General features: G+C 72.5%; 10 protein-coding genes. 8 read left to right on the top strand and 2 right to left on the bottom strand.

Going from position 1 to position 12068, the window contains the following annotated elements:
• Positions 1-48: 48 nt before the first annotated feature.
• Positions 49-534: a DUF3515 family protein gene (locus ACTJKO_RS14225; protein WP_440689795.1), complete on the bottom strand. Its 486-nt coding sequence runs from the start codon at positions 532-534 to the stop codon at positions 49-51.
• 24 nt (positions 535-558) lie between these two features.
• Between ACTJKO_RS14225 and thiL the strand changes: the two genes are divergently transcribed.
• Entirely contained in the window at positions 559-1551 is a 993-nt protein-coding gene (gene thiL, locus ACTJKO_RS14220) for a thiamine-phosphate kinase (RefSeq protein WP_440689794.1), read from the top strand.
• Between the two features lie 422 nt (positions 1552-1973).
• Here the strand turns inward: thiL and ACTJKO_RS14215 are convergent, their stop codons facing one another.
• Positions 1974-2537 (bottom strand): RsmD family RNA methyltransferase, encoded by a 564-nt coding sequence (locus ACTJKO_RS14215; protein WP_440689793.1) that lies wholly within the window; start codon positions 2535-2537, stop codon positions 1974-1976.
• Between the two features lie 96 nt (positions 2538-2633).
• Between ACTJKO_RS14215 and ACTJKO_RS14210 the strand changes: the two genes are divergently transcribed.
• From ACTJKO_RS14210 to ACTJKO_RS14180, 7 genes are all read left to right on the top strand, one after another.
• Positions 2634-4859, top strand: coding sequence for an ATP-dependent DNA helicase RecG (locus tag ACTJKO_RS14210; protein ID WP_440689792.1), 2226 nt, complete (start codon positions 2634-2636; stop codon positions 4857-4859).
• A 46-nt stretch (positions 4860-4905) separates the two neighbouring features.
• The gene (gene coaD, locus ACTJKO_RS14205) at positions 4906-5400 is read left to right on the top strand and encodes a pantetheine-phosphate adenylyltransferase (RefSeq protein WP_440689791.1); all 495 of its coding nucleotides are present in this window, start codon (positions 4906-4908) and stop codon (positions 5398-5400) included.
• Between the two features lie 73 nt (positions 5401-5473).
• Positions 5474-6067: a YceD family protein gene (locus tag ACTJKO_RS14200; protein WP_440689790.1), complete on the top strand. Its 594-nt coding sequence runs from the start codon at positions 5474-5476 to the stop codon at positions 6065-6067.
• A gap of 46 nt (positions 6068-6113) precedes the next feature.
• Positions 6114-6317, top strand: a complete 204-nt coding sequence (rpmF, locus tag ACTJKO_RS14195) for a 50S ribosomal protein L32 (protein WP_058728177.1) — start codon at positions 6114-6116, stop codon at positions 6315-6317.
• Positions 6318-6330: 13 nt separating this feature from the next.
• Complete coding sequence (gene rnc / locus ACTJKO_RS14190) at positions 6331-7056, top strand: ribonuclease III (protein WP_440689789.1); 726 nt, start codon at positions 6331-6333, stop codon at positions 7054-7056.
• Between the two features lie 3 nt (positions 7057-7059).
• On the top strand, positions 7060-8076 hold the full coding sequence (mutM, locus tag ACTJKO_RS14185) for a bifunctional DNA-formamidopyrimidine glycosylase/DNA-(apurinic or apyrimidinic site) lyase (RefSeq protein WP_440689788.1): 1017 nt from the start codon (positions 7060-7062) through the stop codon (positions 8074-8076).
• Positions 8077-8166: 90 nt separating this feature from the next.
• Positions 8167-11910: an AAA family ATPase gene (locus ACTJKO_RS14180; RefSeq protein WP_440689787.1), complete on the top strand. Its 3744-nt coding sequence runs from the start codon at positions 8167-8169 to the stop codon at positions 11908-11910.
• Positions 11911-12068: the final 158 nt, after the last annotated feature.

The raw sequence follows: 12068 nt of genomic DNA, 5'->3' as shown, positions 1-12068 counted from the left end.
CGCGAAACTCGGCGGCCCGAGGCCGAGTCTCGGCGCGCAGAACCGCCGTCAGTTCGGGACGTCGGACGGGTCGAGGCACTCGTGCCCGTCCTTCGGCAACGTCGACACCGCGTCCGTGACGTCCTGCACGACCTGGTTCGTCGTCTTCGTCGAGTCGATGACGACCTGCACCGCGGGGGACCGACCGAACGTCGTGTACACGATCCGGTCGCCGCGGTCGTCGCGGATCCAGTCGACCCCGCTCAGCGAGAAGCACGGCAGGTCGGACACCGTCGGCACCGCCACGCCGCAGTGGTACAACGCCACCTCAGGGTCGCCCCACGCAGCAGTCGATTGCGCGTTCGTGTTGCGGAGGGCGAACTTCGTGTCCACCGTCTCGGGCAGCCGGACCTGCGCGGCCGCGCACGCTGCGGCGTTCGCAGACGGTGCCGGTGCCATCGCGACGGCGTTCGTGCAGCCGGTGAGCCCGGCCGCGAGGGTGACCAGGACACCGACGATCGCGATCTTCCGGGAGGGGCGGCGCACGGTGTCCATCGACGTCCAGGCTACCGTTCTCGTGTGGACGCGACGCACGACGCCTGGGCCGGACCGACCGTCGAGGACCTCGGCGAACTCGCCGTCCTCGACCGGATCGTCCGTCGACTGCCGCCCGGCGCACCCGTCCTCGGCCCCGGAGACGACTGCGCCGTCGTCGCCGCACCCGACGGCCGCTTCGTGGTGACCACCGACATGATGGTGCACGGCCCCGACTTCCGATGGGCGTGGTCCTCGCCGGAGGACGTCGGCTGGAAGGCTGCAGCCACGAACCTGTCCGACGTCGCCGCGATGGGTGCCGTGCCGACCGGGCTGGTCATCGCCCTCGCTGCGCCGCAGGACACTCCGGTCGCGGTCCTCGAGTCGTTCGCGGACGGGGTGCGGCTGGCCGTCGCGTCCCTGGCCCCGGGCTGCGGGGTCGTCGGTGGGGACCTGTCCACCTCGGCGACGTTCACCGTCTCGGTCACGGCGTTCGGCGACCTCGAGGGCCGCGCGCCCGTCGTCCGCAGCGGAGCCCGCCCCGGCGACGTCCTCGCGATCGCCGGGAAGCTCGGCTCCGCCGCGCGCGGCCTGACCCGGCTCTTCCACGAGGGCGTCGACGCGGCCGGCGAGCCCTCCCGCGAGGCCACCATCGCGTCCGGGGCCGACTCGGACCCGGACGTCGGTCGGCAGCGGCGCCCCGTCCCGCCGATCGCCGAGGGGCCCCGCGCTGCCCGGGCCGGCGCGACCGCGATGCTCGACCTGTCCGACGGCTTGGCGATCGACGCCGGACGGCTCGCCCGGGCCAGCCGGGTCACGCTCGGACTCGAGGTGATGCTGGACGACGTCGAACTGCACGGCGGCGAGGACCACGGCCTGCTCGCGACCTTCCCCGCCGACGTGACGCTCCCCGCGGGCTTCCGGCGGATCGGGGTCGTCCGCGAGCGTGCCGACGCTGACCTCGTACGGGCGGACGGGGCCGCGGTGCCGACGACCGGCTGGGACCCCTACGCGGATTGGGACGGCGCCGCCGGCTGACCGTGCTGACGCGGCGCGGCGCGGGCCGAACGACGTTGTCGATGTCGTACGACAGCGACGATGTCGTCTCCGCGCGCGTGCAACTGTTGCGCGCGCATGGTTGCGACAACGTCGCCGTCGTACGACAGCGACGGTGTCGTTCCAAGTCGGCGTGACGCGCCCCGCGGAGCTGAGCCACGCCTCCAGTCCGTCGGCGCGCGCGCATGGTTGCGACAACGCCGATGTCGTACGACAGCGACGGTGTCGTTCCGAGTCGGCGTGACGCGCCCCGAGAACCCGAGCTGCGCCTCCAGTCCGTCGACGTGTCTGCCCGCGCGCGCCTGGGTGTGCGCGCACCCGTGCGACAACGTGGACGTCGTACGACAGCGGCGGTGTCGTACCGAGTCGGCGCGACGCGCACCGCCGCGCCCCGCCACGCCGCCTCAGGCCGCGGCGACCACGGCCTCCCACGCGACCGTCTCGCCGTAGCTCCGCTTGCTGAACGGTTCGAGCCCGTCCGGCCACGTCGGCTCCGGCGACCGCTTGCTCCGCTCGACGATCACCACGGCGGCCTTGGTCAGCCGCGGGACGAGCGCGTCGAGGACCTCGGCCAGCTCGTGCTCCGTGACGTCGTACGGCGGGTCGATGAACACGAGGTCGAACGTCCGCACGGTGCCACGGAGGTACCCGAGGACGGGCTGCGGCTGCACGTCGATGCGCACGCCCGGCACCCGTTGCTGCACGGCGCGCGCGTTCGCCCGGCACGCCTGGGCAGCCGCGGAGGCGCGGTCGACCAGCACGACCTCCACCGCACCCCGTGACGCCGCCTCGAGCCCGAGGGCACCGGTCCCCGCGTAGAGGTCCGCGACGGCCGCGTCGCCGACCAGCCCGCGCGCCTCGAGCGACGAGAACAGCGCCTCGCGCACGCGATCGCTCGTCGGCCTGGTGCCGGACTTCGGCACCCGGAGCGTGGTGGAGCCGGCCGCGCCGGCGATGATGCGGGTCATGCTGCCACCGTAGCGGGCGCCGGAGGGCGATCCGGGTTGTCCACAGGCCGTCCTGGAGGCGCGGGGCACGTCGGTCGTGCCGGGTAGCGTTGGGGTGTGGTCACCACTGGTACGAACGCTGCCCCGGCCGCGCCCGACCTCGGGCCCGCGCCGCTCGACGCCCGGTTGGCGAACGTGCTCGGCGGCCGCACGGCGAGCGCGATCGAGAAGGCCTTCGGCTACCGCACCGTGGGGGAGTTCCTCGAACACGCGCCCCGGCGCTACGCCGAGCGTGGGGCGCTGACGGCGCTCGACTCGCTCGCGATCGGGGAGTCGGTCACCATCGTCGCCGAGGTCGTGGACGTCCGTGAACGCACCATGCGTGCCCGCCGCGGGTCGATCCTCGAAGCGAAGATCGGCGACGGCAAGGGGTTGCTGACCCTGACGTTCTTCAACCAGGGCTGGCGCACGAAGGACCTCGTGCCCGGCGCCCGCGGGATCTTCGCCGGCAAGGTGAGCGACTACCGGGGCGCCCGGCAGCTCGCGCACCCCGACTACGAGTTGTTCGACCGCGACGACCCGCGTGCCACGGCCGACCCCGAGGACGAAGAGGCGATCCGGTGGTCGCGGCAGCCGATCCCGATCTACCCGGCGACCTCGACCCTGTCGTCGTGGCAGATCGCGAAGTCGATCGGCGTCGTGCTCGACACCCTCCCCGACCTGCCGGACCCGATCCCGGCGTCGGTGCGGACGCGGCTCGACCTCGTGCCGTTCCGACGCGCGCTCGAACTCCTGCACCGCCCCGAGAAGGTCGCTGACTTCAAGCGGGCGCAGGACGCGCTCCGCTACCGGGAAGCCTTCGTGCTCCAGACGGCCCTGGTGCAGCGTCGCCTCGCCGCTCGTGCCACCGCAGCCACACCGCGCTCCGCGTCGCCCGGCGGGATCCTCGAGCGGTTCGACGCCAGCCTCCCGTTCACGCTCACCGACGATCAACGCTCGGTCGGTGATGAGATCGCGCACGACCTGGCGGGCGACTGGCCGATGCACCGGCTCGTGCAGGGCGAGGTCGGGTCCGGGAAGACCCTCGTGGCCATCCGCGCGATGCTCACCGTCGCCGAGTCCGGTGGCCAGTCCGCCCTCATCGCCCCGACCGAGGTCCTGGCGGCGCAGCACCTCCGCTCGATCGTGAAGTTCCTCGGTCCCGACCTCGCCGCGGAACTCCGTCCGGTCATCCTGACGGGCTCGCAGTCGACGGACGAGCGACGGCGTGCGCTGCTGGCGGCCGCGTCCGGCAGTTCCCGGCTCGTGGTCGGTACGCACGCGCTGCTCGGGGACCGAGTGGACTTCGCGGAACTGGGGCTCGTCGTGGTGGACGAGCAGCACCGGTTCGGCGTCGAGCAGCGGGAAGCGCTCCGGACGAAGGGCGCGACGCCCCCGCACGTGCTCGTCCTCACGGCCACCCCGATCCCGCGCACCGTCGCGATGACGGTGTTCGGCGACCTCGACGTCTCCACGATCACCGGCCTGCCGTCCGGGCGCGCGGGGGTCGAGACGTTCACCGTCGGTCTCGCCGAGCACCCCGGATGGGAGTCCCGCATCTGGACCCGCATGGCGGAGGAGCTCGAGGCCGGCCGGCAGGCGTTCGTGGTCTGCCCGGCCATCGACGACGCCCACGCCGAGGACGACGGTGAACCGGAGCCGATCGCCGACGACGAGGCCCCGAAACGGACCCCGGCCACGGTGCTGGCGACCGCGGAACGGATGCGCACGATGCCGGTCCTGGACGGGCGGCGGATCGAGGTGCTGCACGGTCGCATGACGGCGGAGGAGAAGGACCGCGTCATGACCTCCTTCGCGGCGGGCGACGTCGACGTCCTCGTCGCGACGACCGTGATCGAGGTCGGGGTGGACGTGCCGAACGCGTCGATGATGGCGGTGCTCGACGCCGACCGGTTCGGGGTCTCGCAGCTCCACCAGCTCCGGGGGCGCATCGGCCGTGGGCAGTACGCCGGCGTCTGCCTGCTCGTGACCGCTGCGGAGCTCGAGACGACCTCGCGCGAGCGTGTGGACGCCGTGGCCGCATCGGACGACGGGTTCGAACTCGCCCGGGTCGACCTCGAACTGCGGCGAGAAGGCGACGTCCTCGGCGAGCGGCAGTCCGGTGGACGGTCCTCGCTCAACCTGCTGCGGGTCGTGCAGCACGCCGACCTCATCGTCGACGCGCGCGGGGAGGCCGAACGCGTCCTCACGGTCGACCCGCAGCTCGAAGGGCACCCGGCGCTGCGGGAGGCGCTGGCGCGACGGCTCGACGAGTCCGACGCGGCGTTCCTCGGCAAGAACTGACGGCCGCGACACGTCCCCGACGGCGGCCGACGGTATCGTCGCTGCCATGGCGCAGATCGCGGTCGTCCCCGGTTCCTTCGATCCCGTGACCCTCGGGCACCTCGACGTCATCGGCCGCGCCGCCGGGCTCTTCGAGGAGGTGCACGTGCTCGTCGTGCACAACCCCGACAAGCGTCCGGCCATGTTCGACGCCGTCGACCGCGTCCGTCTCATCGAGGAGTCGCTCGTCGAGACGGGCGTCTCCGACAACGTGCGGGTGGGGGAGTGGACCTCCGGGCTGCTCGTCGACTACTGCCGCCAGGTGGGCGCGAAGGTGCTCGTCAAGGGCGTGCGCTCGGGCGAGGACGTGGCGTACGAGACCCCGATGGCGATCATGAACCGGCACCTCGCCGACGTCGAGACGGTGTTCCTGCTGCCCGAGGCCTCCCGCGCGCACGTGTCGAGCTCGCTCATCCGACAGGTCGCGTCCCTCGGCGGAGACGTCTCCCCGTACGTCCCCGAGGCGGTCGCCGCTGCGCTGCACGAGCACACCGGACGCTGAACGGGGCTCGAGCGCTGGACACGCCCGCTCGCCGCCTCGACTCAGGGCCGCCGGGGCTGTAGGCTCGTCGATCGTGTCTTCCCACGTGAACAGCCCCTACGCCCTGCGCGTGCGCGACCTCGCGCACCGTCCGGGCGAGATGCGCGAGCACTCGCTCGACATCACGGTGCCGGACGCGATGGGCGCCGGTGTCATCGCCGTCCGCGAAGGTGCCACGATGCACCTCGACCTCCGGCTCGAGGGTCTGCACGAGGGCGTCCTCGTGTCGGGTCACGCGAGCGCCGAGGCGACCGGGGAGTGCTCGCGCTGCCTCATCGAGATCAGCGAGCCGGTCGAGGTCGATTTCGCCGAGTTGTTCGCGTATGATGCCTCGGAGGAATTCGACTTCTTCGTTCAGGACGACCTCGTGGACTCCGAACAGGTCGTTCGAGATGCGGTGGTGCTGGCGCTGCCGTTCCAGCCGGTCTGCCGACCGGACTGCCCAGGCCTCGACCCGGTGACGGGCGAGCGACTGGCCGACATCGGCGAGCAGCCCGCTCACGAGGTCCTGGACCCGCGGTGGGCCGCTCTGAGTGGCTTCACCCCGAGCGAGACCGCCGAAGCCAGCACGACCACGCACCAGACCACCGAGGGTCAGGAGCGGTCCGACGCCGACCAGGCCGACTGACCGCCGCCCTCGCCACTGACCACCGACCAACCGAAAGAGAACCACCATGGCCGTTCCCAAGCGCAAGCAGTCCCGTGCCAACACGCACGCCCGTCGTTCGCAGTGGAAGGCCGCGCCGGTCCAGCTCGTGAAGACGATCGAGAACGGCAAGGTCACCTACAGCCTCCCGCACCGCGCCAAGGTCGTCGAGGACTCCGCCGGCACCGCCCTGTACATGGAGTACAAGGGCCGCAAGGTCGCCGACGTCTGATCGGACCGAACGCATGACTGCGACGTCCGGCACCGCGGGGTCCCGCCCCGTGGGGCCGGACGTCGTTCGTCTGCAGGGCATCCTCGGGGCGGACATCGACCTCGAGCTGCTCCAGCTCGCCCTGACGCACCGCTCGTACGCGTACGAGCACGGCGGCATCGGGCACAACGAACGCCTCGAGTTCCTCGGGGACTCGATCCTCGGCCAGGCCGTGACCGTGAAGCTCTACCGGTCGTTCCCCGACCTCGACGAAGGCGACCTCGCGAAGCGACGCGCCAGCCTCGTCTCGACGGTCGCCCTCGCCGAGATCGCCCGCATGATCGGCCTCGGCGAGTACCTCCGGCTCGGCAAGGGCGAGGAGCAGACCGGTGGGCGCGACAAGTCCTCCATCCTGGCCGACACGGTCGAGGCCGTGATCGGCGCGACCTACCTCTCGGCGGGTCCGGACGCCGCAACCGCGCTCGTGCTCCGGCTGGTCGAGCCGCTGCTGGTCGACCCTGACCGCTTCGGCGCCGCGATGGACCCGAAGACGAGCCTGCAGGAACTCGCGTCGAGCCTGTCCCTCGGCAACCCCTCGTACCGGGTGACCGAGGCCGGGCCCGACCACGACAAGACCTTCCACGCCACCGTGGTGCTGCAGGGCGAGGACATCTCGACCGGCTCCGGGTCGAGCAAGAAGACCGCTGAGATGGCCGCTGCGCTCCAGGCGTGGACGCGGCTGTCGGGCCGGGCGGCCTGACAGGTGCCGGAACTCCCCGAGGTCGAGGTCGTCCGCGCCGGCCTCGAACCCGCGGTCAGCGGTGCGCGCGTGCTGCACGTGGACGTCGTCGACGACCGCGCGCTCACCCGGCACGACGGACCCTCCGAGGACTTCGTGGACCGGTTGACCGGACGGGCCATCGCGGCGGCCGTCCGCCGGGGCAAGTTCCTGTGGATGCCACTCGCGAACGCCACGGCGCTCGACGCCCACCCCGAAGCCAGCCCCGACGCCCCCGCCAGCCCCGAAGCCCGTCCCGAGGCCCTGGTCGCACACCTGGGCATGAGCGGCCAGATCCTGCTCGGCCGTGGGCGCGAGGCCGCGAAGCACCGCCGGATCCTCCTCACCGTGCAACCCGCCGGCACCGACCGCGACGGCACGCCCGAGCCGCCCGTGGAACTGGAGTTCGTCGACCAGCGGACGTTCGGGTCGATGGCGATCGACGCGATGGTCCCGACGATCGACGGCGCTCCCGCCGGGTTCGCCGGCCACGTCGACCAGACGGACCCGGACGCGGCGTGGCGGCGGAGCATCCCGGAGCAGGTGTCGCACATCGCCCGCGACCCGCTCGACCCCGCGTTCGACGACGACCGGTTCGTGGCGATGGCCCGGAAACGGTCGAGCGGCATCAAGCGTGTCCTGCTCGACCAGGGCGTCGTGAGCGGCATCGGGAACATCTACGCGGACGAGTCGCTCTGGGCGGCACGGCTGCACTACGATCGCCCGGCGGACCGGCTCCCGCGGTCGTCGCTGCGGCTCCTGCTCGCCGAGGTCCGCAGCGTGCTCGCCCGCGCGCTCGAGGACGGTGGGACGAGTTTCGACGCCCAGTACGTCAACGTGAACGGGCAGTCCGGGTACTTCTCGCAGCGCCTGAACGTGTACGGCCAGCAGGGGAAGCCGTGCCCCCGCTGCGGGACCACGATCGTCCGTGAGGCCTTCATGAACCGATCGAGCCACATCTGCCCCGTGTGCCAACCACGCCCTCGCCGTCGCTCGCGTTAGCCTGACGCCCGACAGCACCGCAGACAGCACTGCCGTCAGCACCGCAGACAGCAGCCCGACAGCACGCGAGCGAGCACACCCGGAGACCGCATGTACTTGAAGAGCCTCACCATCAAGGGGTTCAAGTCCTTCGCGCAACCGACGACGTTCGCGTTCGAGCCCGGCGTGACCTGCATCGTCGGACCGAACGGCTCCGGTAAGTCCAACGTGGTGGACGCCCTCGCGTGGGTGATGGGGGAGCAGGGGGCGAAGACCCTCCGCGGCGGCAAGATGGAGGACGTCATCTTCGCCGGCACCTCCACCCGCGGCCCGCTCGGTCGCGCCCAGGTGCTCCTGACGATCGACAACTCCGACGGGCTGCTGCCGATCGAGTACTCCGAGGTGACGATCTCGCGCACGCTGTTCCGCAACGGTGGCAGCGAGTACGCGATCAACGGTGAGAACTGCCGCTTGCTCGACGTCCAGGAACTCCTGAGCGACACCGGCCTCGGCCGGGAGATGCACGTCATCGTCGGCCAGGGGCAGCTCGACAAGGTGCTGCACGCGACCCCGGAGGACCGGCGCGGCTTCATCGAGGAGGCCGCGGGCATCCTGAAGCACCGCCGTCGCAAGGAGAAGACCCTCCGCAAGCTCGAGGCGATGCAGACGAACCTCACCCGCCTGTCCGACCTCGCCGGTGAGATCCGCCGCCAGCTGAAGCCGCTCGGTCGGCAGGCCGAGGTCGCCCGGAAGGCCCAGTCGGTCGCCGCGGTCGCCCGTGACGCCAAGGCCCGGATCCTCGCCGACGACGTCGTCCGGCTGCGCCGCGAGCTGCACGAGCACCAGGAGGTCGAGGCCGGCCGGAAGTCCGAACGCATCGTGCTGCAGGAACGGCTCGACCAGACGCGCGCCCGGCAGCAGCACGTCGAGCAGAGCATGGTCGGCGACGACGTGGACCGTGCCCGCACCGTGGTGCACCGGCTGGAGAGCGTGCAGGAGCGGCTCCGCGGGCTGTCCAGCCTGGCGAACCAGCGCCTCATGTTCCTCGCCCAGCAGGCCGACTCCCCGCAGCAGGGCCCCACCGTCACCCCCGAGCAGGTGCAGGGCGCCCGGAACGAGGCCGACCGCCTCGAGGCCCAGGCCGCGGACATGGCCGGTGGGACGGCGGCGGCTGCGCAGCGCGTGCAGGAAGCGCGGGCGGCGCTGGACGCCCTCGACGAGCAGATCGCCGCACAGGCCGCCCTCGTCTCGCAGCACGACCTCGAGGCCCAACGGCTCGCCTCCGCGGTCGACGTGGCCCGGTCGAAGCGCGGGTCGGCCGTCGCCGACCGGGAGCGTCGGACGCGCGCGCTGACCGAGGCGGCCGAGCGCGCCGAACGAGCCGCCGCGGCGCTCGCGGACGTCGGCACCGACCCGTCCGAGGGCACGGACGAGGCAGCGCTGTCCCGCGCGCTCGAGACCGCCCGGGAACGGCAGGAGGCGGCCCAGGCAGCCCGGGACGAGCACCGCGACCGGCTGCACGCACTCGAACGGGAACGCGACGCGCTGGACGCCCGGGTCGCCGCACTCGGCATGTCGATCGACGTCCGCGACGGCTCGCAGGCGCTCATCGAGGCCGGTCGTGCCGGCATCGTCGGTCGCCTCGCGGACAGCCTCACGGTGGAACCGGGCTTCGAGGGTGCGGTCGCGGTCGCGCTCGACAGCCTGGCCGACGCCGTCCTCGCGGAGGACCGGACGGTCGCCCTCGACGCCGTCGCGCACGCCCGTTCGGCGGACATCGGCCGCATCGACGTCGTCGTCGCCGACGCCGTCGGCTCCGCGTCCGAGCTCCCGGAACGGCTCCCGGCGGGCGTCCGGCGTGCCCTCGACCTGGTCCAGGGGCCGCCGGCCCTCGCAGCGGTCCTCCGCGACACACTCGTCGCCGAGTCCGACGACGTCGACCTGGAGGCGGTGCTCACCGCCGCCCCGCAGGCCACGGTGGTCACCCGCTCGGGTGATCTCGTCCGTGCGGTCCGTGTGACGGGCGGCGGGGAGCGCGTCACCTCGCGCATCGAGCTCGTGGCGGAACGCGACGACGCCCAGACTCGACGCGACGCGATCGCACGGGACGCGGAGGACGCGGCCACGCGCCTCCAGGCCGCTCGCACCGCCGTCGAGGACGCGGGCCGCGAGGCGGAGGAGGCCGACGCCGCGTCGCGGGCGTACGCCCAAGCCAAGGCCGAGTACGACCGGAGCAGCGCATCGACGCGCGCGAAGGCGGAGAACGCGGCCGCCGAGGTGGAGCGACTCCGGGCCGCGCTCGCCGAGACGGACGGCGCCGTCGAGGCCGCGGAGGCCGCGCTGGCGGAGGCGGAACGGGCCCACGGAGCGTTCACCGACACCCCGCGTCCCGTCGTCGACGCGTCCGCGCGACCTGGTCTGCAGGACGCGCTCGAAGCGGCCCGTGCCGCCGAGATCGAGCAGCGCATCCAGGTCGAGACCGTCCGTGAACGGGTGCGGGCCGAGCGCAGCCGTGCCGACCAGCTGGAGCGGCAGCTGGAGGCCGAACGGGCGGCTGCGGAGGAAGCGGCACGGCTCGCGGTGATCCGTCGCGGCCAGATCGCCGTCGCCGAAGGGGTGCTCGCGGACCTGCCCGGTCTCCTCGGCGCGGTGGACCGCTCGCTGGCGGAAGCCCGGGTGCAGCTGGCGACCGAGGAGGCCGAGCGCTCGAAGCGCAACACCGAGCTGCAGACGATCCGGAACGAGGAACGCGAGCTGCGTGACCGCCTGCAGACCATCACCGACGGTGTGCACTCGCTCGAGATGGAGATCTACGAGAAGAAGCTGCACGTGTCGGGCCTCCTCGACCGAGCGCAGAGCGAGCTCGGCCTGGTCGAGTCCGTGCTCGTCACCGAGTACGGGCCGCACGTTCCGGTGCCGGTCGACGTCCTGGTCGATCCCCGGGTGCTCGCACGGAAGCACCGCGAGGCCGAGCGGGCCCGCGCGGCAGAGGCGGCCGCGGCGGCCGGGGACGGCGTGGACGGAGTTCCCGAGCCCGACGCGCAGGACGACGCCGAGCTCGACGGCGTGCCCGAGCTCGTCGACGCGGAGTCCACGCTGCCCGGCGGTCCCGCCCTGCCGGAGTTCGACAGCAGCGACGAGGTCGACCCCGCTGACGTCGAGACCGTGCCGTACGACCGCGCCGAGCAGGAGCGCCGGCTCCGTGCTGCCGAGCGCGACCTCGGACAGCTCGGCAAGGTCAACCCGCTGGCGCTCGAGGAGTTCCAGGCGCTCGAGCAGCGGCACGCGTTCCTCGCCGAGCAGCTGGAGGACCTGCAGAAGACCCGGACCGACCTCATGACGATCATCGACGAGCTCGACGCGAAGATGCAGACGATCTTCGAGGCGGCGTTCTCGGACACGAAGGACGCGTTCGACGTCATCTTCCCGATCCTGTTCCCGGGCGGTTCGGGGTCGATCGCCCTCACGAACCCGGACGACCTGCTGAACACCGGCATCGAGGTGCAGGTGAAGCCCGCGGGGAAGAAGATCGACCGTCTGACGCTGCTGTCCGGTGGGGAGCGGTCCCTCGCCGCGGTGGCCCTGCTCGTGGCGATCTTCACCGCCCGGCCGTCGCCGTTCTACATCATGGACGAGGTGGAGGCGGCGCTGGACGACGCCAACCTCGGCCGCCTGCTCACCGTGTTCGAGCGGCTCCGGGCGTCGTCGCAGCTCATCGTGATCACGCACCAGAAGCGCACCATGGAGATCGCGGACGCGCTGTACGGCGTGTCGATGCGGCAGGACGGCGTGTCGGCCGTGGTCGGGCAGCGCGTGCAGCAGCGGTCCGCCGAGCCCGCCGACGCCGTCGCGTAGCGCGGCGGCGGCCGCCGCCGGGCCGAGACTCGCGCTGAGCGACAGTTCTCGCGCTCCGGAGCGCGAGAAGTGTCGCTCACACCGAGTCTCGCGGCCGGCGGTCCGAGACTCGCGCACGCACGCACGCGCCCACGCACGCACGCACCGGCGTACGCACG

The organism is Curtobacterium sp. 22159 (assembly GCF_052045775.1).
In the GTDB taxonomy this organism is placed as follows: domain Bacteria; phylum Actinomycetota; class Actinomycetes; order Actinomycetales; family Microbacteriaceae; genus Curtobacterium.
The sequence above is the reverse complement of the archived record's forward strand: the minus strand, read 5'-3'. Positions and strand labels throughout refer to the sequence as shown.